The sequence below is a fragment of the Arthrobacter sp. NPDC080073 genome, assembly GCF_040686575.1.
In the GTDB taxonomy this organism is placed as follows: Bacteria; Actinomycetota; Actinomycetes; order Actinomycetales; family Micrococcaceae; genus Arthrobacter.
Genome location: NZ_JBFBKR010000018.1, coordinates 45888 through 71411, shown reverse-complemented (window position 1 = coordinate 71411; position 25524 = coordinate 45888). Strand labels below are relative to the sequence as shown.

Genomic DNA, 25524 nt, shown 5'->3' with positions numbered 1-25524 from the left:
GCATGTCCAGTGCTGGAGACAGCTTAGGAGTCCTGCCCCCGCACAAAGTACCCTTGAAGACTGTGAAGGTACTCGTCATTGGCCCCGGCGGCCGCGAACACGCAATTGTCCGCTCCTTGCTCAAGGATCCCAACGTTTCCGAGGTCCATGCGGCTCCGGGAAACGCGGGCATCGCCAAGCTGGTCCCCACGTACGCGATCGACGGGAACAACCCCGACGCCGTCGCAGCGCTTGCGACAAAGCTGGCGGTCGACCTGGTTGTCGTCGGCCCGGAAGCACCACTCGCGGCGGGCGTATCCGACGCAGTCCGCGAAGCCGGCATTCCGGTCTTCGGCCCAAGCAAAGCCGCGGCGCAGCTCGAAGCCTCCAAAGCGTTCGCCAAGGAAGTCATGGCCGAGGCAGGCGTGCCCACTGCCATGGCCCGGGTGGCAACAAACGCTGCGGAGGCAGCTGACGCACTGGACACTTTCGGCGCTCCGCATGTCGTCAAGGATGACGGACTGGCCGCCGGCAAGGGCGTAGTGGTCACCAATGACCGCGAGGAAGCACTCGCCCACGCCCAGTCTTGTTTCGACGCCGGCGGAACAGTTGTCATCGAGGAGTTCCTGGACGGACCCGAGGTCTCCCTGTTCGTCCTGTGCGACGGCCGCACCACGGTGCCGCTGTCCCCGGCACAAGACTTCAAGCGGATTTTCGACAATGACGAAGGCCCCAACACCGGCGGCATGGGCGCGTACACCCCGCTCGACTGGGCACCTGTTGGACTGGTCCAGGAAGTCATCGACCGCGTGGCGCAGCCCACCGTGGACGAGATGGCCAGCCGTGGAACTCCATTCGTCGGCGTCCTCTACTGCGGCCTGGCCCTGACGTCCCGCGGCACGCGCGTCATCGAATTCAACGTCCGTTTCGGCGATCCTGAAACGCAGGCCGTTCTGGCCCGGCTCAAGACCCCGCTCGGCGCCCTCCTGCTGGCAGCGGCCAAGGGCGAACTGGACCAGGCTGAAGAGCTGCGCTGGTCGAAGGAGTCGGCCGTCGCCGTCGTCGTCGCCGCCGAAAACTACCCGGACACTCCCCGCACGGGGGACCGCATCCGCGGCCTGAACAAGGTTGAGGCACTGGAAGGCGTCCACGTCATCCACGCCGGCACCAAACTGGACGAGGAAGGCCGGATCGTCTCCGCCGGCGGCCGGGTGCTGGCCGTTGTGGCTTTGGGGACGGACCTCGTGGAGGCGCGCGAGCGGGCGTACGACGGCGTGGAGCTGGTCCAGCTCGACGGCGGACAGTTCCGTACCGATATCGCCGGCAAGGCAGCCCGCGGCGAGATCCACGTGGTCTCCCCGGCGACCGGCTCCATCCCGAACGTGAAGGCTTGAACCATGCCTGAAAGCAACGCAAACGGCCTGCAGACCGAAACCCTCGACCTCCCGGGGTGGAAGCACTTCTACTCGGGCAAAGTCCGTGACCTCTACGTTCCGGCGGATGATGTCATCGTGGACGGGTCCGGCCAGGACCGCGTCCTGGTGGTGGCCAGCGACCGCATCAGCGCCTACGACCATGTCTTGAGCAGCGAGATCCCGGACAAAGGCCGGATCCTCACGCAGCTGAGCCTCTGGTGGTTCGAACAGCTTGGCGTCGAGCACCACGTCCTGGGGTCCACGGCGGCCGAGGGAGTGCCCGCGGAAGTCGAGGGCCGCGCGATGATCTGCAAGCGGCTGGAGATGTTCCCTGTGGAATGCATCGCCCGCGGCTACCTCACCGGATCGGGGCTGGCCGAGTACCGGCAGTCCGGCACTGTCTGCGACATCCCGCTGCCTGAAGGCCTCGTTGACGGCTCGCGGCTTGAGCATGCCATCTTCACCCCTTCTGCCAAGGCTGAGGTCGGCGAGCACGACGAGAACATCACTTATGACGACGTCGTCGCGATGGTGGGCGACGACATCGCCGCGCGCCTGAGCGAACTCACGTTGAAGATCTACACCCGCGCGGAGGAGATCGCCCGCGGCCGCGGCATCATCCTGGCGGACACGAAGGTTGAGTTCGGCATCGATGTCACCACCGGTGTCATCACCTTGGGCGATGAGGTCCTGACTCCGGATTCCTCACGTTTCTGGGACGCTTCCACCTACGAGCCGGGCAAGGCGCAGCCTTCGTTCGACAAGCAGTTCGTGCGCGACTGGCTGACCTCGGCGGAATCCGGCTGGGACCGCTCGAGTGACACCCCGCCGCCCGCGCTGCCGGCCGACGTCGTGGAGAAGACGCGTGCCCGCTATGTCGAAGCCTACGAGAAGCTCACCGGCAGGACTTTCGTCTGACTCGCAGTTGTTGTCGTTTAGATGCGTCTAAACGACAACAACTTCGAGCCAGTTGGGCGTGCGCTCAGCTTGCGCGGGAAGACTGCGCGCTCCCGCTATGGCCGGACGCCGCCCGACGTTCCGCCAGCCGGATCTCCAGTACGGAGTCCATGGCCTGCTGGACACGGTCGGCTGCGCCCGCGGCGGTGAAATCGCGTTGGGCCTCTTCGAGGTGGACCAGTGCGTCTGCGTTTTCACCGGCTGCCTTGAGTGCCTTGCCGAGGAGGAAAGCGACCTCGCCTGCGGTATGCCGGGCGAGGACATCGCGGTCCGCGTGGATTTCGCGCAACTTGGTGATGGCGGCCGGGATGTCGCCCGTCAGGTAGAGCCAGCGGGCGCGGATAAAGGCAACTTCCAGCTGGTCTGTCTTGTTTCCGCCGACAATCGACAGGGCGAGTTCAGCGCGTTCGATAGCTGAGAGTGTCTCCGGCTCCACGATTCCCGAGGAGAGCCGGACGGCTGCCGATGCCTTGTTGAAGCGGGCCCACAGCTCGATGTCGTTGGCGGGGGAGAGCAGCTTCGCGGCGCGCTCGTGATGCTTGATGCCTTCCACGTAGTCGTGGCGCATGAAGGCCACGTTTCCCACCACCCAGGCCACTTCGCCTGCGAGCTGCGACATCGAATGGTCGTCCATCTGGTTGTTCATGGCCTGGCAATACGTCCAGGCTTCGTCCAACCTGCCGCTCTCGGCCAGTGCCCCGATCAGAGCCCGGTGCGCCCCGATGATCAGGGTTGAGCCTTTGGGCAGCTGCTCGGAAAGCCTCACGGCCTCCTTGGCGTGCTCGACGGCGGTTGCCAGCTGCCCTTGTCCGTGGCAGACAGCGGCAAGCATCTGACGGGCACGGACTCCCAGGCCCGCGGATTCCGTAGCCATGGGATGTTCCAGGAGATGCTGGATGATCTGCTGGCATTCCTTCAGCTGGCCCTGCTTCATAAGGCATTCGGCCTGCATGTAGGTCATGTTCCACCAGGCGCTGGTGTTCTTTGCCTCGAGGGCAATTTGGGCGGCGGTTGATGCGTGGCTTGCAGCGAGGGGGTAGTCCCTGAGGTCCCAAGCCTGCCTGGCGTACAGCCCCGCTAGTACGTATTCGGCGTCACTGACGGATACGGGCTGGCTCCAGGCTTCCAAGGCTTTGGGTGCCAGTTCCAGACGACGGGCGAGTTCTTCAATGACTTCGGCCGTCGGCTCCCTCCGCCCGGTTTCAAGAAGTGAAATGTAGCTGGGCGAGTAAAGGTCCCTGCCCAATTCAGCCTGGGTCAGCCCACGTTCGAGCCGTTCGGCACGGAGCTTTTCTCCGAATCCGTTCCCCACAGGTTCCTCCTAGAGGCTGGTCTTTGCACTGTCTTTACCCCTAAGGCTTGACAGTCGCTGTGGAAAACATTTTACAATGAATGTCAACAGGGACCGCGAAATTTCCGTAACGAATCCACTCGCATTGAGGAAAAATTATGTTGAAGAAGATTGCTGCAGCAGTGGCCTTGGCCGGCGCTCTTGCATTCTCCGCTGCGGCACCAGCCGTCGTTTCCGCAGCCCCTGTGGCAGACACCGTCAGCACGGTGCTCAGCATTGGTAACTGGCCCGACCCGATGAGGCTCTCGCAGGCTATCGGTAACTGGCCGGACCCCATGAGGGTCTCGCAGGCGATCGGTAACTGGCCCGATCCCGTGTAGCGAGGCTCGACAGCGGCTTCCGGAGATCCGGCAGCTGCTGGATGATTCAAATGAAGTGATGAAGTCCCCGGTTGTCTGAAATCGACACACCGGGGATTTCTTTTGCGCGAAGATCCGCGTGGACCATGATATGCCCCTGGTCATTGTGCCGGGGTTGTTAACAACACTTGTCTCTAAACCTTGGACAAGCGCGGAAACCGGGCAGGGGAATGTTTTTCCGGTTTTCCCGGGCCCCCGAAAAGCTCGTTAAATAAAGTAGAAGACCCTCCGAGTGGAAGGTCTTCTACCAAATTGGTCGGGATGACAGGATTTGAACCTGCGACCTCTTCGTCCCGAACGAAGCGCGCTACCAAGCTGCGCTACATCCCGATCCGCTGCGAAAGCAACTGTTCAAGAATAGCCGATCCCTCCCCGGATGCGAAATCGAAGGAGGCGCCGCCGGGGAACGGGCAGCTCAGACCAGCGAGTCCTTCCAAGCGCCGTGTAAGCGGGCGAAGCGCCCTCCTCCGCCGATGAGCTCGGCCGGCGTGCCGTCTTCCACGATGCGTCCCTCGTGCACCACCAGCACCCGGTCTGCGGTCTCCACCGTAGAGAGCCGGTGGGCGATGATGATGGCGGTCCGCTCGGAGTCCGTTCCCGACAGCAGGCGGCTGAGGCCGGCCTGCACCAGCCGTTCCGAGGGGATATCAAGCGAAGATGTCGCTTCATCCAGGATGAGTACTGCCGGGGCCGCGATGAATGCCCGGGCAAAGCCGATCAACTGCCGTTGCCCGGCGGAGACCCGGCCGCCGCGCTTGTTAACATCGGTGTCGTAGCCGTCGGGCAATGCGGAGATGAAGTCATGAGCCCCTACTGCCCGGGCGGCTTCTTCAATCTCCGCGCGGGTGGCCCCAGGCCGCCCCAAGGCGATGTTGTCCGCCACGGAACCGCTGAAGAGGAAGGCTTCCTGGGTGACCATCACGACGGCGCGGCGCAGGTCCGCCGTCGAGAGCTCCCGGAGGTCGACGCCGTCGAGGGTCAGGGACCCTTCGGTGACGTCGTAGAAGCGGGAGATGAGCTTGGCGAAGGTCGATTTGCCGGCGCCGGTTTGTCCGACGAGCGCTATGGTCTGTCCGGCGGGAATGTGAAGGTCCATCTTGGGGACCACCACCTTGCCGTTGCCGTAGCCGAACTCCACGCCACGGAAGTCGATTTCGCCGCGGGCATGGGGCAAGGGCACTGGGTTCTTGGGCGGCCGGACCGTGGGAACTTCTTCGAGCAGTCCGGATACCTTTTCGAGCGCGGCCTGGGCGCTCTGGAACGAGTTGTAGAACATGGCCATCTGGTCCACGGGCTGGAAGAAGCGCTTCGTGGAAAGGATCAGCGCCAAAAGAACACCCACCGCCAGGTCTCCGGAGAGCACCCGGAAGCCGCCGAACAGCAGGACCACTGCCACACACACGTTGCCGATGAGGACCAGTCCCGGTTGGAAGATGCCGTTGAGGTTGATGGAGCGCACCGTGACTTTGCGGTAGTCCTCGGAGAGTTCGGCATAGCGCCGGGCGTTCTCCCGTTCCTTGCGGAAGGCCTGGATGGCCCGGATGCCGGTCATGGTCTCCACGAAGTGCACGATCAGCCTCGCGGACACCACCCGTGATTCGCGGAAGGCGATCTGCGAGTGCTTCTGGTACCAGCGGGCCAGGAAGTACGCGGGCACGCCCGTGGCCAGCATGAGTAGCCCGCTGCGCCAGTCGAGGGCAAATACCGTAAATGCCGTGAAAAGCATGAACAGGATCCCGGATGCCAGCGAGCTGACGCCCGAATCGAGGAGTTCACGCAGCGCCTCGAGGTCCGAGGTCTGGCGTGCGATGATCCGGCCCGAGGTGTACTTCTCGTGGAACTCCAAGCTGAGACGTTGGGTGTGCCGGAAGACCCGCAGACGCAGGTCAAGGAGCATGGATTGGCTCAGCTTTGCCGTGGAAGTGACGTACAGGGCCGTCAAAATCGCCGTTGCGACGGCCGCCGTCAGATAAAGGACGCCCGCCAGGACCACCGGCATGCTGTTCCCGGCGAGCAGCGACGGCAGTGCGTGGTCGATGCCAAAAGCGATGATCGCAGGCCCGGCCACCCGGGTGGCCTGGGAGAGCACCACCATGCCCAGTGTCATCCAGAACCGCAACCGCACCGGGCGGATGAGGGACCCCAGCAAGGCGACCGACCGCCGTCGTACTGCTTTGCTGTCGCTGCGGCTCAGGTGGGCGTTGTCTTCATTGGCGGTGCCGAACGTACTCATCGGCGGCCCTCCCCGGCTTGGTCCATGTGCTTTTCCGAATCCAGCTCGTGTTCCAGTTCGTCGAGTTCGAGGTCGAGGTCCTTCGGACCGGCGTCGAGGCTTGCGATCACGTAGCGGTAGTGCGCGTTATTGGCCAAGAGTTCCGTATGGGTTCCGACGGCGGTGATGCTTCCGTTTTCGAGCAGCGCCACACGGTCGGCCAGAGCCACGGTCGAGGGCCTGTGCGCGACGATGAGCGTGGTAGTGTCCCGGAGGACTTCGCGCAGCCTGGCCGTGACGAGTTCCTCCGTGTTGACGTCCAGGGCCGACAACGGATCATCCAGCACGAGGATCTTGGGCTTGGCAGCGATGGCCCTGGCAAGCGCGATGCGCTGCCGCTGGCCGCCCGAAAGGCTCAGGCCTTCCTCGCCGATGAGGGTCCCGACGCCGTCGGGCAGCGAATACGCGAAGTGCGCCTGCGCGACGTCGAGCGCTTCCTCAAGGGCTTCCTCGGAAGTGTCGGGCGCGCCGAGCAGCACGTTGTCCCGGACGGAGCTGGAAAACAGCGTGGTGTCCTCGAACGCGACCGCCACGACGGACCTGAGCTGTTCGACGCTGAAGTCGCGGACATCCACGCCGTCGATGGTCACGGATCCTTCGCTCACGTCATAGAGCCGGGGGACCAGCTGGAGCAAGGCGCTCTTTCCGCTGCCCGTAATGCCCACAAGGGCCATGGTTTCGCCGGGCTTGATATCCAGGGTGATGTCGTGCAGGAGCCGCGCGCCGTCGTCGAAACCGAAAGCGGCGCCCTTGAAGCTCAAGGCCCCGCGCAGTTCATTGGGGGTCCGGGGGTTCGCAGGACTGGTGATGGTGTTGGGCGTGTCCATGACCTCGAAGTGGCGGTCGAGGGCCGTTTTCGCGGTCAACGCCATGGCCAGGAGTGTCCCCGAGAATTCCACCGGCGCCGCGACGACCGCCGCGGTGCCGAAGAACGCAACGAGGGAACCGATACTGAGTTGGCCCGTGGAGACGAGCAGGACGCCCGCCACGAGCCCGGCGCCGAGCGCCAGCTCGGGCAGCAGCGTCACCACCAGCGTGAAGGTGGCTTGGTGTTTGGCCTTGGCGATCTCGGTCTGCCTCAGCTCCTCGGCCTGCTCGTTGAAGTTCTCCAGTGCTTCGCGGCTGCGACCGAACGCCTTGAGCACGCGGATGCCATGAACGGACTCCTCCACCGTGGTTGCGAGGTCGCCGGCCTGGTCCTGGCTGAGCCGGGTTACCAGGCTGAAGCGGCGGCGGAAGCGGTAGGAATAGACCATGATGGGCACCGCGGCGGCCAGGAAGATCAAGGCCAGCTGCCAGCTCATCGTGAACATCACCACGACGCCGATCACCACGGTCAAGGTGGTCACCACCAGCATGATCGCGCCGAACGCCATCCACCGCCGCAGGAAGTTCAAGTCCGTCATCGAGCGGGACAGGAGCTGGCCCGAGCCCCAGCGGTCGTGGAAGGAAACGGTGAGGTCCTGCAGATGTCCGTAGAGGGACACCCGCATCCTCGATTCCACTGTGGTTGCGGGATTGATGACGAACTGGCGTCGCAGGGCCACAAGCCCGGCTTCTGCGATACCGAGTCCCAGGACCACGACGGCGGCAATCCAGACAGCGTTAGTGGGTCCGCCGGGGTGGAGGGAGCCGTTGATCAGGACCCGCAGCACCTGCGGAATCGCAAGCGCCATGATGCTGGCCAGCAAAGCGCTGAGCAGCCCCATGAAAAGCCGGGGGAGGATCGGTTTGACGTGCGGATAAAGACGTTTGACGGAGGTGAAGAATGAAGTCTGTTTGGCCATGCCCGCTTCTCAAAAGCTTTGTCCCGGCGTTCCGCGCCTGCCCGGCGCGACGCACGGAGGTAGTTTCCTATAGCAACTACCCTATGCCATCGCGTAACGGGATTCACAGCACCATTGCGTTGCGTGATACGAGGTATTCCGACCCGCCCCTCCCCGGGACATGCCCAGCCTTGCTAGCCAAGGATGGACATATTGCTGTTATGCCCATCCTTGGCTCGGCACGAGGGACATGCTCATTGGTGCGGGGTGGACATGTCCATCCTTGGCGTGGCGGGATGGACATGCTGATTGGTGCGGCGGTGGTTATGTCCGTTCTTGCGGTGGTGGGATGCGCATGCCCAGTGGTGGGTGCTGGCTATTGGCGGGCCGTCAGGGTCAGGAGCACCGCTTCCGGCTTGCAGGCGATCCGGACCGGGGCGAAGCGTGAGGTGCCGATGCCGCCTGAGACGTTGACCGGCGTCGTGCGTCCGTCGTTCTCCCAATCATGCAAACCCTTTGCGCGCCACGTGGGGAGATCGCAATTGGCGACCAAGGCGCCGTAGCCCGGGATGCAGATCTGGCCGCCGTGGGTGTGTCCGGCGAGGATGAGGTCTGCCGAGTCGTTCGTGAAATGGTCCAGGACACGTTGGTAGGGGGCGTGAATGACAGCGACGCGCAGATGGGGGCGGGAGTCCTGTCCGGCGGTGCCGCGTGGCCAGCCAGCGTATCGCTCCCGATTCAGATGCGGGTCGTCCACTCCGGAGAAATCGAAGCGGATCCCGTTGATGGGCAGGGACTGGTGCCTGTTGGTGAGGTCGATCCAGCCGGACATCCCGAAGCCGGAACGCAGCCGAGGCCAATCGAGCTCGACCTGTTTGTTCTTGACGCGCGACGGGCCGCGCAAATATGCTGCCGGGTTCTTGAACCGCGGGGCGTAGTAGTCGTTGGAGCCCGGGACGAAGACACCCGGAAACTTCAACAGTGGCTGCAATGCGTCCAACAGCGGAACGACGGCGTGGGGGTGGCTGAGATTGTCACCCGTGTTCACCACGAGGTCAGGCTCAAGCGCCGCGAGCGAACGCAGCCATTCGGCCTTCCTCCGCTGGCTTGGCACGAAATGGATATCGCTCAAGTGCAGTACACGGAGGGGAGCCGAGCCTTCGGGCAGGATCGGAACGACCTCCTCGCGGAGCACGAACTGGTTCTTTTCCCAGAGGCCATACGCGAGGCCGGCAACGCCAGCGGTTGCGCCAGCACCGGCAGCTACGGCAAAGCCGCGTCCGATGCTTCGGACGCGGCTTGCCAGCGATTCAATGACGGGCTTCGAGCCGTTAGCCATTGTTCTTCCCGTTGCCATTTCCGTTGCCGTTCCCGTTGCTGCTCGGCTGGGTGCTCGGAAAAGTGTTGCTCGGAGTGTTGTTGCTCGGCGTTGAAGGCCTGTACCCCGGCGGATCGAGCAGGTTCGACGGCGGGGCCGGGAACGGGTTGGTTCCATAGGCTGGAGCAACCTGCGACATGTAGTTGGAGAACTGCGGACCGGCGATCATGTAACCGTCAACACTGGGATAGAACTTCCCGTTCACAGTGATATTGCGTCCCTGGCGGAGCTGACTGCCCAGCGGGTCGCCGAACCAGCTGGCTGTCGCGAGACCGGAAGTGTACCCAACAACCCAAGTGGAGCCGTTGCTGTCATTGGTTCCGGTTTTGGCCGCAATGGGGAAACTGGTCTTGGTAGAGATTCTGGGCTGGATCAGCGAACCGGAACCCTGGTTAAGAACCTCTTGCATGGCGTACGCGACACCGTGGGCAACCTCCGGGCTGACGGCATCCTTGCAATTGGGAGACTGGGCTGGCAGCTTTGCGCCCGTCTGGTCTGTCACCGACGTGATGGCGATGGGCTCACAGTACTTGCCGTTGTTGGAGAACGTTGCCATCGCACTAGCCATGGTGAGCGGCGCGGTCTGGGTGGAACCGATCAGGTTGCCCAGCGTGGTCATGGGAACCTTTGGATTGGCATCCGTGACCGCCCCGGACTGGTCGCGCACAGGGTTTCCGCCGTGGATGCCCACGGCGTCGACGATCTTTTGGATGCCGCAAAGGTCCAGCTGCGACGCAGAGGCGAAGGTGGCGGTGTTGATCGAGTTCATCAGACCGTACAGCACCGTCATTGAGCGGTAATGGGTGTCATCCGAGTTTTGAAGGTCATAACTCCCCGGGACATTGGCGTCGTAGAAACCATTCTCGGGCGTGGGGCATGTGTTCCGCCAAGGGAAATTCTGCGGGTACCTGCGGACCGTTGCGTTGATGGTGGTGTTCATCGATTTGCCCTCATTGAGCCATTCGGCAAACGTGAAGGGCTTCATGGTGGAACCGGGCTGGAAGCCCCCCAAACCGTTAAGATCGTTGCCGTTGGCATCGACCACATCCACGTTGAAATTCTGTGTCTGATCGAACTTTCCCGCCGCGGGCAGCCACACGGTGTTCTGCGCCATGGAAACGATCTTCCCGCTGCCCGGTTGGACCGAGACTATCGTGGCCCCCCACTTGTCTGGGTTATCGCCGGTCGTGGCATCGACTTGGGCTTGCGCAACGTTTTGCGCCTTGGGATCCAGCGTGGTCTGGATGGTCAGGCCGCCGCGCGAGACCCGGTTTCCACGTTCGGCGGGCGTGGCGCCGTAGGCCGGGTTGTTGAGCAGCAAGTGCAGCACGTAGTCACAGAAATACGGGGCCGTAGTGGCATACGCACAGCCTTGGCGAGGCTGCGTGACCTTGGTGGTCACCGGCGTCGCGATGGCGGCGTCGTAGTCAGCCTTCTTGATCTTTCCCTGGTCCAACATGAGGCCGAGCACCAAGTCGCGACGCTGTTTCGCGTGATCCGGGTTCGTCACCGGATCGTAGTAGGACGGGCTGTTGACGACGCCGGCCAGCAAGGCGGCCTGCGGCAGCGTGAGGTCCTTGGCGCTGGTGCTGAAGAAGAGCCTTGAGGCGGCTTCGATCCCGTAGGCATCCTTGTTGAAGAAGACAATGTTGAGGTAGCCCTCAAGGATCTGTTGCTTGGAGAACTTCTTCTCCAGGGCGATGGCCAGCTTCATTTCGCGGAGCTTGTCACCCACGCCCTTGTTGACGCCGTTGAGCTTGACGTCGGAAGCCTTGTTCTGGGACACGAGGGACTCGTTGATGACGTTGTTCACGTACTGCTGGGTGATGGTGGACGCACCCTGCTGCTTTCCGCTCGCTGTGCTGACGATGGCGCGCATGATGCCGGTGGCGTCGATGCCCCCGTGCTGATAGAAGCGGCTGTCCTCAACCGCGACGATCGCGTCCTTGATGAAAGGGCTCATCTGGTCCAGCGAGACCCGCGTGCGGTTCTCGGAGTAGATGGAGGCGATCTGGCTGCCGTCCGCGGCCAGGATGGTGGTCGCCTGGCTGGGCGGGTTCACCTGAAGTTCCGCCGGCAGCGTGTCAAAGAACTGAATGGACCCACTCGCCGCACTGCCTGAAACGGCGGCCGCGGGGACGAGCAAGCCCGCCACTAGGACACCACAAATAGCGCTCACACCGAGGAATCCGAGGATCTTTCCAAGAGTGGTGGCAGTGTCGAATAGAGGGTTCCTACGAGTCACCATGTTCACCACTTTACCGGCAAGGGCTAGTCTTTCTTTCATGACCAAATGGGAGTACGCGACGATTCCGCTCATCATTCACGCTACAAAGCAGATCCTGGACCAGTGGGGAGAGGACGGCTGGGAGCTCGTCCAGGTTGTCCCCGGACCCGATGGAAACGGACTTGTTGCATACTTGAAGAGGGAGAAGCAGTAACAATGACAACCCCCGCAGAAACCAGCGTTGGCGCGGATTCCACGGCTCCGGCATCCGCCGTCGAGCAGCGCCTTGCCGAACTCGGACTGACCCTGCCAGCTGTTGCAGCTCCGGTGGCCGCCTATGTTCCGGCCATCGTCTCCGGCAACCACGTCTACACCTCCGGACAGCTGCCCTTCATTAACGGCAAACTCGAAGCTACGGGCAAAGTCTCCAGCGGTGACGAGGGCCTTTCGGAAGAGCCCACGGTGTCTCCGGAAGACGCGCAGAGGTATGCAGCGGTCTGCGCTGTCAATGCCTTGGCTGCCGTCAAGAGTGTCATCGGGGACCTCGACCGCATCACGCGCATCGTGAAGGTCGTCGGCTTTGTGGCATCCGATACCTCCTTCACCGGCCAGCCCGGTGTAATCAATGGTGCATCCGAGCTTCTCGGGCGTGTCTTCGGCGACAAAGGGCAGCACGCGCGTTCCGCCGTCGGCGTTGCAGTCCTTCCGCTCGACTCTCCCGTCGAGGTCGAGTTGATCGCTGAATTCAGCTAAGGAACCGGTTCACTCAATTGCCACAACTAGCCCGACGCCTGTTTGCGTTACCCCCTGAACTAGAAGGGGCTGCACGGAATTGGCTTGAGCTCGGCGAACGGGCCCCCCGCGCCGCGCGTTTTGCATCATCTGTTGTCCTGCTCCGCGATTCGCCTACCGGCCTGGAAACGTGGATGGGTTACCGTCCCGGTTCCTCGCCGTTGGGCGTTGTCGCGTTTCCCGGCGGATCGCTGGAACCCACCGACGACGACGCCCTCGGCTGGCTTGGCCCCCCGCCTCAGCATTGGGCTGAGATGCTGGGAACCGCCGACGTCGGACTGGCGCGCCGCCACGTGGTGGGCGCCATCCGCGAACTGTTCGAGGAAACCGGCGTGCTGCTGGCCGGCCCAGACCTGTCCACCACCGTGGAGGCGACATCCACTCCCGAGTGGATGAAGGCCCGTGAGGCCGTGGCAGCCCAGGACAAGTCGTTTACGGATGTCCTGGCCAAGCGTGGGTTGTCGCTGCGGACGGACCTGCTCAAGCCGCTGGTCAACTGGCTCAGCCCGGACTTCGCACACCGGCGCTTCAACACCCGCTACTTCGCGGCCACCCTTCCTGTTAACCAGCAGCCCTCGTTGCTGGCCAGCAAGGGTGTCTGGGGGCGTTGGGTGTGCGTTTCCAAACTCATGGCCGAGCGCGAGACTACTGCGCTTGGGGACGAAATCGGCCAGGAAAACACGGTTGGCTTGACTTTGGGCCAGTTGCTGGTGCCGGGTTCGGAGATCATCCTCGAGAAGATGGCCGCTGCCCAGGGCTGTATTGCGTACCTCAGCTACAAACGGAAGCCGCATATGTACCAGCCGCGGCTCGTCGAGGAGGATGGCGCACTCATGCTCGAAGTCGAAGCGGCCCGGACGGTTTCAGGGGAGCCACAGCGGGAGCGCTGAGGACCTACGACGTACGACGCCGGCGACACGAAAAATGCCTGGCGGCAGCGGAATTCCGTTGTCGCCAGGCATTTTCTGTGTCGCTGGAAACTACCGGGAGCGCTGGCGGAGGCGCTGCATGTCCAGGATGACTACTGCGCGGGCTTCCAGGCGGAGCCAGCCTCGCTGAACGAACTCGGCGAGGGCCTTGTTGACCGTCTCGCGGGAGGCTCCGACCAGTTGGGCCAGTTCTTCCTGCGTGAGTTCGTGGGCGACCAGGACGCCGTCGGTCGCAGGCCGGCCGAAGCGGTCCGCGAGGTCCAGAAGGGCCTTGGCGACACGGCCCGGGACGTCCGAGAACACGAGGTCGGACAGGGAGTCGTTGGTGCGGCGCAGGCGGCGGGCGAGTGCCTGGAGCAACTGCGCGGACACCTCGGGACGGGTGCGCAGCAGGGCGTTCAGGCTTTCGTTCTTCAGGCCTGCCAGCCGGGTCTCGGACACGGCCGTGGCCGTTGCGGTGCGCGGGCTGGGGTCGAACAGGGCCATTTCGCCGAAGAGCTCGCCCGGGCCGAGGATGGCCAGGAGGGATTCGCGGCCGTCCGGAGAGGTGCGGCCGAGCTTAACCTTGCCGGACACGATGAAGTAGAGCTGGTCACCCTGATCGCCCTCGCGGAAAACAGACGCTCCGCGTGAAAGGTCCACCTCTGTGAGTTCGTCCGTCAGCAGACGGAAAGCGTCGTCGTCAAGGGTGGCGAAGAGGGGTGCGCGGCGCAATACCTCGATGTCCATGAAATCTCCTGAGTAAAAGTTCGGCTGGGGCGCTTCAGCCATTGTTTCAGAATTTTGTCGCGTCTGTGACGTACTTGGCAGCCGAAACGCCCTAAATCACGCGGAAGAGGCACAAACCGTTCCCCAACCGGCCGGGAATCCCCGGCTGGGCGGCTGCTTCGCGATGTGGGCTGCAGCTTGCTTACGAAGGGAAGCTGTCAGCCTGTGCAACTACAATTGGGGCTTACTCGGCTGTGAGGAGCTTTGGTGTTCGGCTTGACCATATTGGACCTGGCGTTGATTTTGACGCTTCTTTCCTACCTGATCTACGGCCTGCGCAATGGCTTCTTCGTGACGCTCGGCGGAATCGCAGGCTTCGCCGTGGGAGCGGTGGCTGCCTTTATCGCGGTCCCGCTCGTCGGCGACTGGGTGAAGGACAGTGGCTGGAGGCTCACCGCCATCATCGGCTCGGCCGTAGTGCTCATTGTCCTGGGGCACGGGCTCGGTACCTGGATCGGCCAGCGGGTCCGCAAAGCCGTGCGAATCCAGCCATTGCACGCACTTGACCGCGTGCTGGGTGGTTTCGTCAGCTTGGTCGTTGCCGCGCTGGTCATGTCCATGCTGGCGTTCAGCATCGGCTCCTTGGGTGTGCCGTTCGTCTCGCAGCAGCTGGCCGATTCCAAGGTGATCCGCTTCATCGACACCATGACGCCCACACCCATCAAGGCCAGCGTGGCGCAACTGCGTTCCACGGTCATGGGCAACGGCATTCCGCAACTCATCGAGGGCATCGGCCCCGTTGCACCTATGCCCATTCCGAACACCAGCACGGACACACCGGCACTCAACAACGCGGCCCATTCCGTGCTGAAGATTGCCGGCACGGCCTACCAGTGCGGCCAAAACCAGACCGGCTCCGGCTTCGTTGTGTCCCCCGGCCGGGTGGTGACCAACGCGCACGTCGTGGCCGGCGTGTCGCAGCCTGTGGTGGAAATCCCCGACGGCGGTGCGTTGCCTGGTCGCGTCGTCTACTTCGACAGCCAACGCGACTTGGCCGTGGTCGCCGTCGACGGTCTCCCGACGGCGCCGCTGCAATTGAGCGCCGACCTTCCGGCCGGCTCACCCGCGGCGTTCGCCGGCTACCCCCACGGAGGTCCGTTCCAGTCCAAGCCGGCGGCGGTTGAGGGTATCTCGACCCTGCTGGTGCCGGACATTTACGGCAACAACCCGTCCCCGGAGCAGGTCTACAAGCTTGCCGGAGACGTGCAGCCCGGCAATTCGGGCGGTCCGCTTCTGACGACCCAGGGGCAGGTTGCCGGCGTCGTCTTCGCCAAGACCACTTCGGATGTGGCAGTGGGCTACGCCCTGACCATGGACGAGCTCTCGCCAGTCGCTCAGCAAGCACCATCCCTGAGCGAGGGAGTGTCGTCAGGCCAGTGCACCAAGAAGTAGCCCTGCCCACCACGGGACATGCTCTGCGCTTGATGCCCACCATGGGACATGCTCTGCGCTTGATGCCCACCATGGGACATGCTCTGCGCTTGATCTGAGCGTTGGACATATTGCGATTATGTCCAGTCCTGGCCATAAGGAATGGGCATGTCCCTTGGGATGGGGTGCACATGTCCGGCGCTGGTCACGAAGAATGAGCATGTCCCCATTTGCCGGGATGTGAAAAGTGGTGCTTCCCACGATGGGACATGCTCTGCGCTTGATCTGAGCGTTGGACATATTGCGATTATGTCCAACCTTGGCCATGAGGAATGAGCATGTCCCTTGGGAGGGGGTGCACATGTCCAGCCCCGGCCACGAAGAATGAGCATGTCCCTTGGGAGCGGGTGCACATGTCCAGCTCTGGCGACGAAGAATGAGCATGTCCCAAGGAACCTGCTCAGTCCGCGGATCTAGACCGCGGTGGCGAGGTAGTCGATGGCCAGCTTGTAGCCCTGGACTCCTGCGCCGACGATCACCGCCGAGCACACCGGGGACAGGTAGGAGTGGTGACGGAATTCCTCGCGCTGGTGCACATTGGTGATGTGGACCTCGACGGCGGGAAGCTGCACCGCAGCAAGGGCGTCCCGCAGCGCCACGGAAGTGTGCGTGTAAGCACCCGCGTTGATGACGATCCCGACGGCGGTTCCACGTGCGCCGTGAATGGCGTCAATGAGGTCGCCCTCGTGGTTGGACTGGACGCAGTCCACTGTGAATCCGTGGGCTCCGGCGGCTGCCATGGCGAGCTGTTCGACGTCGGCCAAAGTGGAGGTGCCGTACTTTTCCGGCTCGCGCGTGCCCAGCAGGTTCAGGTTGGGGCCATTGAGGACGAGGATGGTGCCGCGACCGGCTTCGGTGGCGTTGGGAGCTTCAGTCATAACTCCCAATCTATCGGTGTGCGGAGACGGTCCGGCGTTTCTTACGCAGCCCACGGCAGGGTAAAGGGCAGCGTAAGAAACGCCGGACAGCAGCTACACCGCGGTGAAGCGGAGCAGCAGCGCGTGCTCCGGGTTCAGGACCGGCACTGGGAGCCCCACCTCTGCCAGGAAGCGGCCGCTTGCTTCAGCGCCGGATGGCAGCCAGGCCGGCGGTTGCACCTGGGTGAAGGTGCGGGCATAGTCGGCGTCGCCGGGGGCCGGGAAAATGGCCTGCACTGTGTAGGAACGCCCGGGGTCGAGGCCCGGAATCGCCACCCGCCCGGGTTGTTCGGCGAACGACGTCCGGGTACTGACCACGGCGAACAAGCCAGCGTCGCCGTCGTCGGAGACCACGCCGTGAAGCATCAGCGAGTCGTCGGGGACGTCCGCACGGACCATCCGCCCGCTGTGGATGAGCCCGCGGTGCGCCTTGTACAGGCCGATGAAGCGCTTGAGCTCCTCGCGTTCGGCGCCCTGCACCTGGCGGACATCCCATTCCATGCCGAAATGCCCGAACAACGCGGTGATGGCGCGGAAGGAGAGATCGTGCGTGCGGGCCGTGGTGTGCGAGGTGGTCGGACCGATGTGCCCGCCCACCAGTTCCGGCGGAACCACGACGCCGGTCCAGCGCTGGATGGTCTGCCTTTCGAGGGCGTCGTTGCAGTCCGATCCCCAGATCCTGTCGGTCCGCTCAAGGATGCCCAGGTCCACCCTGGCACCGCCGGAAGAGCAGCTTTCTATTTCGACGCCGGGGTGGGCTTTGCGGAGCTCGTCGAAGAGCCGGTAGGCGGCCAGGGTTTGCGCATGTACGGAGGCGCGGCCCGCATGGCCGTGCTCGCTGAGGTCCCGGTTCTGGTCCCATTTGAGGTATTTGATGTTGTTTTCCCCCAGCAGGGTGTCGATCCGCTCGAAGACATACTGCCAGGCCGCGGGGTTGACGAGGTCGATGATGTGCTGGTGGCGCCATTCCAGCGGGAGACGGCCGCCGTCCTTGTAGGAGAGGGCCGCGGGGCCCACGATCCAATCGGGGTGGGCCCGGGCAACATCTGAATCCAGGTTGATCATTTCCGGTTCCACCCAGAGCCCGAATTCCATGCCATGGGAGTTCACGGCCTCGATGAGCGGTGTCAGGCCGTCGGGCCACAGGGTTTCGTCGACGTACCAATCGCCCAGGCCGGCATGGTCGTCGCGGCGCCCGCGGAACCAGCCGTCGTCGAGCACGAAGCGCTCCACGCCCAGCTCCGCGGCGGACTCGGCGAGCTCGATCAGGGTGTCCAGCCTGTGGTCGAAGTACACGGCCTCCCACGTGTTCAAAACCACCGGGCGGGGCTTGCCGGACGGGAGCCCCGTGGAAGCGGCGGGAAGGACGTGATGCGGGCGGGACCGAAACCAGCTGTAGAACGCTTCGCTGATGCCGTCCAGGCCACGGTCCGAGTAGGCGGCAAACAGTGCGGGCGTGGTATAGCCCTCGCCGGGCTGGAGCACTACTTCCGCCGGGCCCAGGAGTTCAGAACCGCCGATCATGGTGCGCCCATCGGCCAAGGTGTCGGCGAATTGTTCGTGGTTGCCGCTCCACGCCAGGTGGGTCGCCCAGACCTTCCCGTGGCGGTTGCCGAATCCGGCGGTACCTGCAGCGAAAAGCAGCGAGGAATCGTGCCCCGTGCGGCCGTGGCGTCCCGTGCGTACCCACGTTCCGTGCTGGACGGTCCGGCGCTGTGGGTGGCGTTCGCGGCACCAGCGCCCGGTGAGGTCGAGGAGTTCGACGGCGTCCGGTCCCACCGGGAGAACGGTGGCCAGCTCGTCGAGCTGGAAGGGGGACGTGCCGTCGTTGACAGCGGTGTGGCGCAGCTCGAGAAGGCCGCCGGGATGAAGCGTGAGCTTGGACGTCACGGTGATTCCGGCGTCGTGATCCTTCTGGACAATCACTGCAGAGGCGCCCACTGCAGAGGCGACGGCGGAACTGGCGTCAGCCTGCACGTCCGTCACGCGAAGCCGGAGCGAAAAGTCCAGTCCCGGGACGCCGTCGGCGATTCGCTGGCCGCGCAGGCCCGGACGGCCCCGCCACGCGGAGGAACCTTGAGGGATGAGCGTCGCCGGGACGGTGGCGTCGACGGCGGAGTGCGGGATGGGTTCGCCCAGGATGGCGAGGTCCGGGAGGGTGCCGCCGAGATCAGCACCCCAGTGGATGACTTCGGCCTCTCCGCTGTCGAAACTGACCACCAGGCTTGTGCCGGCGGAACGGAGGTGGAGCGGGTCCATGGGCTGGTTCACTTTCAGAGAGTAGGGGTCCCGTTACGAGGGAGTGGAGAGTCCGGGCGCCGCCGTCAAAGGAGTGAAGCGGCGGTGCCCGGACTGGTTTCAGGGGCTGGTGTTACTTGAAGAGGTTGTTGACCTGGTTGTTGGCGTCGGAGAGGGAACTGGCCGGCTTCTTGCCGCTGAGTACTGCGTCCATTGCGGGCTTCATGATGCCGTCAACTTTTGCAGCCTTGTCCGCGATGGGGAAGAGGAAGGTGGTGCCGTCTTTGACCTGCTGGGTGAATGCGGAGACGTCAACACCCTTGGCCGCGAAAGCTTTGGCAGCCAAATCCGAGGACGTGCCGATCGCCGGGAACACGACCGCCTTGTTGGCGACGACGTCCTGGCAAGCTGAGGAACCAAGGTATTCGACCCACTTGGTGGCTGCCGCGGGGTTCTTGGTGCCGGCCCAGATGGAGTCGGCCAGGCCGTTGAACATGGACGCGCGCTTGCCGTCCGGTCCCGTCGGGGTGGGGGCGATGGTAGTTTGAATACCCTTGTATCCGGTGTACTGGCCGATCATCCACGAGCCGCTCGTGTTGATCGCGGCCTTGCCTGCACCGAAGTTGTCCGAAACGCTGGCGCCTACCGTTGTTTCAAGTTTGGGCATGTAACCCTTGTCCGCCAGTCCGGCCCACCAGGCGATGGTTTCCTGGAACTTGGGGTCGTCGTAGTTGAACTTGGTGCCCCAGGGGTTCTTGTCGGTAGCGGTCCAGCCGGTGGTTGCAGCGAGGAAGCTCCACTGGGTCTGGCCCTGGCCGGAGCCGGAGGACTCCAAGCCCAAGCCGTAGACGGCCACGTTGTTCTTGTCGAAGCCGGCTTCGTCTCCGCGCTTGCCGTTCTTGTCCACGGTCAGGTGGGCGATGGTCTTCTCGTAGCTGCCGCCGTCCTTGGGGTTCCAGTCGAGCTTGGCCATCTGCTCGGCAGTGATGCCGGCGGAGTCGGTCATGGCCTTGTTATAGAAGAGGCTGATGGTGTCCCAGTCCTTCGGGAGGCCGTAGCGCTTGCCGTCCTGGCCCACCCAGAGATCGGCCAGGCCCTTGTTATAGCTGTCCAGTTTGACGCCGTCCTTGGCCACGGCGTCGTCGAGGGCCAGTAGCTGCTTCTTGGAAGCGAACTCAGGGTACTTGGACAGGTGGTCGGTGAAGACGTCGGGGGCGGTACCGGACACGAAGCCGTTGGTCAGGGTGGTCCAGTAGTCGTCCCAGCCGCGCTGGGTGATTTTGACCGTGATATTCGGGTTGGCCTTGGTGAAGTCACTCGCGCACTGCTGGTAGGCCGGGAGCTGGTTGGCGTCCCACAGCCAGTAGTTGATCTCGCCCTTGGCTTCGCTGGAGGCGGGGGCGGATCCGCCGCCACAAGCGGAGAGCGATAGCGCGGCCGCGACAGCGACGGTGACGGCAGCTGCGACGGTGCCAATGGATTTCTTCATGGTGGACCTTTCAAGGGGTTGCGATGGAACGGGGCGGTGCTGGGGGATGACTTATTTGATGCCGGAGAAGCCGATGGAGTTGACCACCTTCTTGCCGAAGGCGATGAAGAGGATCAGGACGGGTAGTGCAGCCACGAGGGTGGCGGCCATGAGTCCGCTCCAGTCCGGTGCGCCCTGCGGGGACTGGGACTTGAAGACACCCAGGCCCACGGTGAGGACGCGGACGCTTTCGTCCTGGCCCACCAGGAGCGGCCAGAAGTACTCGTTCCACTGGCCGATGAAGGTCAGCAGCGCCAGGGTGGCCAGGGGTGCTGCGGCATTGGGGATCACGATCTGGAAGAAGATCCGGAGGTGCTTGGCGCCGTCGAGCATGGCGGCCTCTTCCACTTCGCGGGACATGCCCAGGAAGAACTGGCGCAGGAAGAAGATGGCGAACGGCGTCATGAACATGAAAGGCAGCGCCAGTCCGGCGAAGGTGTTGAGCAGGCCCAGGTTCTTGATCATCAGGAAGTTCGGCAGGGCAGTGAAGATCGGCGGGACCATCATGGTGGCCAGGAAGATCGCGAAGACCTTGTTCCGTCCGGGCCAGCGCAGCCTGGAGAAGGCGTAGGCGGCCATTGCGCTGAAGAACACCTGGCCTGCGGTGGTCATGGTGGCGAAGACGATCGAGTTTCGCAGGTAGAGCCAGAAATTGATGTCGGCGCCGGAACCGCCTTCGGCGATTGCTTGCTCGGGGCTTTGCAACCCGAAGACCCGCTGGAAGGCACCCCAGCTGAAGTCCGCCGGAAGGAGGTTGCCGGCGTTCGAGGCCAGCGAATGGTTGCTGGACAGTGCTGTCCGGAGCATCCAGAGGAACGGAGCGACGGTGACCACGACGGCGATCGCTACGAGGACCCAAGCGCCGGCGCGGCGCCAGTTGAAAGGTTTCGTGGGGGTACGGTGCGATTGCGGGGAGCCGACGACGGCGGCGGCGGACTCCCGCAAACGGCGGGAATTGGTGGAGGTACTCATGGCGGGGTTTCCTTAGTCCAGGTCCGTCTCGTTGCCTTTGAGGAACTTCATCTGGATGAAGGCCACCAGGGCGAGAATGATGAAGAGAATGACGGACAGCGCTGAGGCATAGCCGAAGTCGGACTCGCCGAAGGCCTTCTGGTAGATGTACATCTGGATGACCCGGGAGGCATTGACAGGTCCGCCTTGCGTAGTGACAGCCACGGTGTCGAAGACTTGGAATGAACCGATCACGGTGACCACCAGGACCAGGGCCAACACCGGGCGCAATAGCGGCATGGTGATGCTCCAGAAGGTGCGGGTGGGGGAGGCCCCGTCAAGGTTGGCTACTTCGTAGACGTGGTTGGGGATGGACTGGAGTCCTGCGAAGATCAGCAGGGCGGTGTAGCCCATGTGCCGCCAGACGTTGACGAAGGCGATGGTGGGAATGGCCCACTGTTCGCTGCCGAAGAAGGCGATACGGGGCAGGCCCATCCAGCTGATGACTTCATTGACGATGCCCAGCTGGTAGTCCAGCATCCAGAACCAGAGCAGTGCGACGATCACGTTCGCCACCAGGAACGGCAGCAGCAGAACGCCGCGGATGAAGGTCGATTTGGCCACACGGTGCATGAGAAGCGCGAGTCCGATGGCTATGACGGTCTGGAAGCCGATGTTCAGGGCCACGTACTGCACGGTGACGGCCATGGCGTTCCAGAACAAATCGTCGCTGAAGATCGTCGTGTAGTTCTTCAAGCCGATCCACGTGGGATCACCCAGGATGCTGTACTCGGTGAAGCTGAGGTAGATCCCCCGGAGGGTGGGGACGAGGAAGAAAAGAACGAAGCCGATCATCGCCGGGAAGATGAAGAGCAAGGCGATCTTCAAGTCACCGATCCGGCGAATGCCGAACTTGGCTGGTTTGCCCGGTTTGGGAAGCGCGGCGGGCTCCGCTTGTTTGGCAAGGGTGGTCATCTTCGACCCTTTCCTGACTGTGATGTGGGTTACAACTGATGGAAATCTACACGAGTAGATATGAAGGGGTCAAGCAAGTTTGTGAATTTTTGTTTGATTATTTTAGATTTCTTGCTTTTTGTTGACTCGAGTAGATCCCGGTGATTCACTGGCCTGAGTCACTTGCCGTACCGCTCCCGGCGCGGCGATGGCATTCTGAAGCCACACACTGAATCGAAGGGCTAACAATGACGTTTTCAATGGGAGTAGTAGGACTTGGCCAGTTCGGCGGCCAATTCGCTCACCTCTTCAAGCTCCACCCCGGGGTTTCCGCCGTCTACGCTGTGGACGAGCTCCCGGAACGGGCTGCCAAAGCCGTTGAACAGCTGGGCCTGGACGGCACCATGGGCAGCTTCGACGAGTTGCTGGCTTCCGACGTCGATGCCGTCGCCATCTTCACGCAGCGCTGGACGCACGGGCCGTTGGTGATCAAGGCGCTGCGCGCCGGAAAGCACGTCTACTCGGCCGTCCCCATGGCAATCTCCGAAGAGCAGATCGCCGGAATCATCGAGGCCGTGCGTGAGACCAAGCTTGTCTATGCCATGGGAGAGACGAGCTTCTACAACCCCGCCACCGTCTATGCCCGCAAGCAGCACGCCGCCGGCAAGTTCGGCCGCATCTTCTACACAGAAGGCGACTATGTCCACGACATGGACCTGGGCTTCTACGAGGCATACCAGTACAGCGGCGGCGAAAACTGGAAAGCAACCGCCAGCTACCCGCCCATGCTGTACCCCACGCACGCCATCGGTGGCGTCCTGGGTGCCGTGCCTGGACATGCCGTGAGCGTCAGCTGCATCGGCGTCAAGGACGATCGCGGCGACGGCGTCTTCGACAAGGAAGTCAGCATGTTCGACAATGACTTCTCCAACGCCACGGCGCTGTTCGAAATGAACGACGGCGGCGTGATGCGGACCAACGAGATGCGCCGCGTAGGCTACCCCTCGCACATCCGCGAATCGCGCTTCCGCTTCTTCGGCACCGAGGCAAGCTTCGAGCAGTTGGCCACCACCACGCTGTGGCAGGACAAAAAGGGAGTCCTGGACGTCTCGGACCAGGTGGATACCAAGCCGAGCATGTCTGCCGACGACCCCTCGTTGGCGGACGTCGCGCCCGAACTTCGCGGTGCGTTCATCTCCGGCCTCGCTCCGGTGCACGACGCCGGCCGGCTCCCCGTTGAATTCGAGGGAGCTCCTACCGGGCACGAAGGCAGCCACCAGTTCCTGGTGGACGACTTCGTCACTGCCGTGAACAAGGGAAGCCTTCCCCCGGTAAACGCCTGGGTGGCCGCGCGCTTCACGCTCCCCGGAGTCGTGGCGCACGAGTCCGCCCTCCGCGGCGGCGAACGGCTCCCCATCAGGGACTTTGGAGATGCCCCCGAGGCTTTGTAGCTAGCATGATCACCATGACTACTTCGGCAGTGCATACCCCGCGCGGACCGGTGACCCGCAAAGACGTGGCCCGGTACGCCGGGGTGAGCACCGCCGTCGTGAGCTATGTGGTGAACGGTGGTCCCAAGAAAGTGGCGCCGGCGACCGAAGCGAAGGTCCAGGACGCCATCCGGATCCTCGGGTACAGGCCGAATGCCGCTGCGCGTGCGCTCAAAATGGGGTCGAACCAGACCCTCGGCCTCGTGATTCCGGACTCGAGCAACCCGTTCTGGGCGCTGCTGGGACACGCCGTGGAAGTGGCCGCCGCCGAGCGCGGATATGCCCTGTTGTTGACGAATTCCGACAACAAGCTGGACTCAGAACGCCGCCACATCCGCAACCTCGCCGCCCGGCAGGTTGATGGGGTGGTCCTGGCGAGTGTCATGTTCGAACCCGATTTACTGGAGCTTTTCGGCGCGGAGATCCCCTCGGTCCTGTTGAACCATGCCTCGGTCGCTCCGGGATTCAACAGCGTAGGGGTGGACCTTGAAGCCGGAGCCCGCCTGGCCGTGGAACATTTGATCGGGCACGGCCACACCAACATCGGACTCGCCATGGGCATCACCGCCGACAACGAGGCCGACGGGCGTGAGGAGGGGTGGCGGCGGGCGCTCGAAGCTGCCGGGCTTCCTGTTGGGCCGCTCGCCCGCGGCGGGTTCGACCGGCCCGGGGGCTACGCCGCCGGACAACGCCTTCTTACCGCGGACAACCGCCCGACGGCGATCTTCGCCAGTTCCGATATGCAGGCAATCGGGCTCCTGCGGGCAATCCGCGAGGCCGGCCTGTCCGTTCCGGACGATGTTGCCGTGGCGTCCTTCGACGGTTCGATCGAAGCCGAATACAGCTGGCCGGCCCTGACCACCGTGGAGCAGCCCGTGTGGCAGATGGCGGAGGCCGCAGTATCCGCGCTGGTGGGCGAGAATCGCAACGAACCGCCGCAGCACAGGGTCTTCCCCACCCAGCTCCGCATCCGGCAATCGTGCGGGTGCCCGTAGCGCATTCCCCTCCGGACGCTAAGGCGTGGCGATCCTGAGCTTGCCGACGCCGTCGGCGAGGATACGCCGCGCATCCTCGCCGAGATGCGAATCCGTCACCAGCACGTCGGCTTCCTCCAGCTGGGCAATCGAGGCGATCCCCACCGTTCCCCACTTGCTGTGGTCCGCCAAAACCACCACGTTGCGGGCCGCACTGATGAAGGCCCGGTTGGTTTCGGCTTCCTGCAGGTTCGGCGTGGTGAATCCGGCATCCGCATCCATGCCGTGGACACCGAGGAAAAGGGCGTCCAAGTGCAGTTGCTTCAGCGCGGCCGTGGCGATGGGACCCACCAAAGCGTCCGACGGCGTCCGCTCGCCGCCCGTCACGATGACCGGGAAACCCTCCCGTGAACCCGAGGCATTGTGGAAGAGGTCCGCAATCCTGATGGAGTTCGTCACCACCGTGATCCGCGGGCCCTCCAGGAGCACCTTGGCGAGTTCGTAGGTGGTGGTTCCGGCGCTCAGGCCCACGGCCATGCCCTCGTGGACCAAGGTGGCGGCCTCGACGGCGATCGCGTGTTTTTCCTCGATCAACTGGGTGGATTTCAGCTCAAAGCCGGGCTCGTGGGTCCGGGCGTCGCCGGGTATCTTGGCACCGCCATGGATACGCTCGACGAGCCCGGACTCCTCAAGCGACTCGATGTCGCGCCGAACGGTCATGGCTGAGACGCCCAGCAGTTGCGCGAGGTCCGAGACACGGACAACCCGCTCACGCTGGACGGCGTCGACAATGGCGGTGTGGCGCGCTGCCTGAAGCATCGGAACCTCTCTGGAAGGACGGCGGGTGG

Annotated in this window: 21 protein-coding genes and 1 tRNA gene; 9 read left to right on the top strand and 13 right to left on the bottom strand. The window is 63.6% G+C overall.

The features are described 5' to 3' along the window. The first annotated feature begins 62 nt into the window (after nucleotides 1–62). Entirely contained in the window at nucleotides 63–1373 is a 1311-nt protein-coding gene (gene purD / locus AB0O52_RS18180; RefSeq protein WP_364540462.1) for a phosphoribosylamine--glycine ligase, read from the top strand. A gap of 3 nt (nucleotides 1374–1376) precedes the next feature. After that, a complete protein-coding gene (locus AB0O52_RS18175; protein WP_364540415.1) occupies nucleotides 1377–2312 on the top strand; it encodes a phosphoribosylaminoimidazolesuccinocarboxamide synthase in 936 nt (311 codons plus the stop codon). Nucleotides 2313–2376: 64 nt separating this feature from the next. On the opposite strand, the gene AB0O52_RS18170 is transcribed toward AB0O52_RS18175, so the two are convergent. Further along, nucleotides 2377–3663, bottom strand: a complete 1287-nt coding sequence (locus AB0O52_RS18170) for a helix-turn-helix domain-containing protein (RefSeq protein WP_364540412.1) — start codon at nucleotides 3661–3663, stop codon at nucleotides 2377–2379. Nucleotides 3664–3800: 137 nt separating this feature from the next. Here AB0O52_RS18170 and AB0O52_RS18165 point away from each other — a divergent pair, with 137 nt between their 5' ends. Next, the gene (locus AB0O52_RS18165) at nucleotides 3801–4022 is read left to right on the top strand and encodes a hypothetical protein (RefSeq protein ID WP_364540409.1); all 222 of its coding nucleotides are present in this window, start codon (nucleotides 3801–3803) and stop codon (nucleotides 4020–4022) included. Nucleotides 4023–4314: 292 nt separating this feature from the next. Here AB0O52_RS18165 and AB0O52_RS18160 read toward each other — a convergent pair. From AB0O52_RS18160 to AB0O52_RS18140, 5 genes are all read right to left on the bottom strand, one after another. Continuing rightward, nucleotides 4315–4391: transfer RNA gene (locus AB0O52_RS18160), tRNA-Pro, on the bottom strand. Nucleotides 4392–4476: 85 nt separating this feature from the next. Next, on the bottom strand, nucleotides 4477–6294 hold the full coding sequence (locus AB0O52_RS18155; RefSeq protein ID WP_364540406.1) for an ABC transporter ATP-binding protein: 1818 nt from the start codon (nucleotides 6292–6294) through the stop codon (nucleotides 4477–4479). Beyond that, on the bottom strand, nucleotides 6291–8120 hold the full coding sequence (locus AB0O52_RS18150) for an ABC transporter ATP-binding protein (RefSeq protein ID WP_364540403.1): 1830 nt from the start codon (nucleotides 8118–8120) through the stop codon (nucleotides 6291–6293). Before AB0O52_RS18150 ends, AB0O52_RS18155 begins: the two co-directional genes overlap by 4 nt. A 355-nt stretch (nucleotides 8121–8475) precedes the next feature. Beyond that, nucleotides 8476–9438 carry a metallophosphoesterase gene (locus AB0O52_RS18145; protein WP_364540400.1) on the bottom strand — a complete coding sequence of 321 codons (963 nt, stop codon included), beginning with the start codon at nucleotides 9436–9438 and terminating at the stop codon, nucleotides 8476–8478. Further along, nucleotides 9431–11764, bottom strand: coding sequence for a transglycosylase domain-containing protein (locus AB0O52_RS18140; RefSeq protein ID WP_364540398.1), 2334 nt, complete (start codon nucleotides 11762–11764; stop codon nucleotides 9431–9433). Before AB0O52_RS18140 ends, AB0O52_RS18145 begins: the two co-directional genes overlap by 8 nt. On the opposite strand from AB0O52_RS18140, the gene AB0O52_RS18135 reads away from it, so the two are divergent. Genes AB0O52_RS18135 through AB0O52_RS18125 form a run of 3 tightly spaced genes read left to right on the top strand, consistent with a single transcriptional unit; the run spans nucleotide 11763 to nucleotide 13386 of the window. Continuing rightward, on the top strand, nucleotides 11763–11918 hold the full coding sequence (locus tag AB0O52_RS18135; protein ID WP_009359196.1) for a DUF4177 domain-containing protein: 156 nt from the start codon (nucleotides 11763–11765) through the stop codon (nucleotides 11916–11918). The genes AB0O52_RS18140 and AB0O52_RS18135 overlap by 2 nt on opposite strands. Nucleotides 11919–11920: 2 nt before the next feature. Continuing rightward, the gene (locus AB0O52_RS18130; protein WP_364540394.1) at nucleotides 11921–12457 is read left to right on the top strand and encodes a RidA family protein; all 537 of its coding nucleotides are present in this window, start codon (nucleotides 11921–11923) and stop codon (nucleotides 12455–12457) included. Nucleotides 12458–12474: 17 nt separating this feature from the next. Continuing rightward, nucleotides 12475–13386, top strand: coding sequence for an NUDIX hydrolase (locus tag AB0O52_RS18125; protein ID WP_364540392.1), 912 nt, complete (start codon nucleotides 12475–12477; stop codon nucleotides 13384–13386). A gap of 90 nt (nucleotides 13387–13476) precedes the next feature. On the opposite strand, the gene AB0O52_RS18120 is transcribed toward AB0O52_RS18125, so the two are convergent. Beyond that, nucleotides 13477–14154 carry a Crp/Fnr family transcriptional regulator gene (locus AB0O52_RS18120; protein WP_011775987.1) on the bottom strand — a complete coding sequence of 226 codons (678 nt, stop codon included), beginning with the start codon at nucleotides 14152–14154 and terminating at the stop codon, nucleotides 13477–13479. A 246-nt stretch (nucleotides 14155–14400) separates the two neighbouring features. On the opposite strand from AB0O52_RS18120, the gene AB0O52_RS18115 reads away from it, so the two are divergent. Beyond that, nucleotides 14401–15585, top strand: a complete 1185-nt coding sequence (locus AB0O52_RS18115) for a MarP family serine protease (protein ID WP_364540390.1) — start codon at nucleotides 14401–14403, stop codon at nucleotides 15583–15585. Between the two features lie 452 nt (nucleotides 15586–16037). On the opposite strand, the gene aroQ is transcribed toward AB0O52_RS18115, so the two are convergent. The 5 genes from aroQ to AB0O52_RS18090 form a co-directional block, all read right to left on the bottom strand. Next, nucleotides 16038–16502 (bottom strand): type II 3-dehydroquinate dehydratase, encoded by a 465-nt coding sequence (gene aroQ / locus AB0O52_RS18110; RefSeq protein ID WP_364540388.1) that lies wholly within the window; start codon nucleotides 16500–16502, stop codon nucleotides 16038–16040. Nucleotides 16503–16595: 93 nt separating this feature from the next. Then, a complete protein-coding gene (locus AB0O52_RS18105) occupies nucleotides 16596–18800 on the bottom strand; it encodes an alpha-galactosidase (RefSeq protein WP_364540459.1) in 2205 nt (734 codons plus the stop codon). A gap of 112 nt (nucleotides 18801–18912) precedes the next feature. Next, nucleotides 18913–20268: a sugar ABC transporter substrate-binding protein gene (locus tag AB0O52_RS18100; RefSeq protein ID WP_364540385.1), complete on the bottom strand. Its 1356-nt coding sequence runs from the start codon at nucleotides 20266–20268 to the stop codon at nucleotides 18913–18915. Nucleotides 20269–20319: 51 nt separating this feature from the next. Further along, a complete protein-coding gene (locus AB0O52_RS18095; RefSeq protein WP_364540382.1) occupies nucleotides 20320–21279 on the bottom strand; it encodes a carbohydrate ABC transporter permease in 960 nt (319 codons plus the stop codon). 12 nt (nucleotides 21280–21291) lie between these two features. Next, nucleotides 21292–22233 (bottom strand): sugar ABC transporter permease, encoded by a 942-nt coding sequence (locus tag AB0O52_RS18090; RefSeq protein WP_364540380.1) that lies wholly within the window; start codon nucleotides 22231–22233, stop codon nucleotides 21292–21294. Between the two features lie 227 nt (nucleotides 22234–22460). On the opposite strand from AB0O52_RS18090, the gene AB0O52_RS18085 reads away from it, so the two are divergent. Both AB0O52_RS18085 and AB0O52_RS18080 read left to right on the top strand, forming a co-directional pair. Further along, nucleotides 22461–23663 (top strand): Gfo/Idh/MocA family oxidoreductase, encoded by a 1203-nt coding sequence (locus tag AB0O52_RS18085; protein ID WP_364540378.1) that lies wholly within the window; start codon nucleotides 22461–22463, stop codon nucleotides 23661–23663. 14 nt (nucleotides 23664–23677) lie between these two features. Next, on the top strand, nucleotides 23678–24697 hold the full coding sequence (locus AB0O52_RS18080; protein WP_364540375.1) for a LacI family DNA-binding transcriptional regulator: 1020 nt from the start codon (nucleotides 23678–23680) through the stop codon (nucleotides 24695–24697). Between the two features lie 18 nt (nucleotides 24698–24715). On the opposite strand, the gene AB0O52_RS18075 is transcribed toward AB0O52_RS18080, so the two are convergent. Beyond that, a complete protein-coding gene (locus AB0O52_RS18075) occupies nucleotides 24716–25495 on the bottom strand; it encodes a DeoR/GlpR family DNA-binding transcription regulator (RefSeq protein WP_364540373.1) in 780 nt (259 codons plus the stop codon). Nucleotides 25496–25524 lie beyond the last annotated feature (29 nt).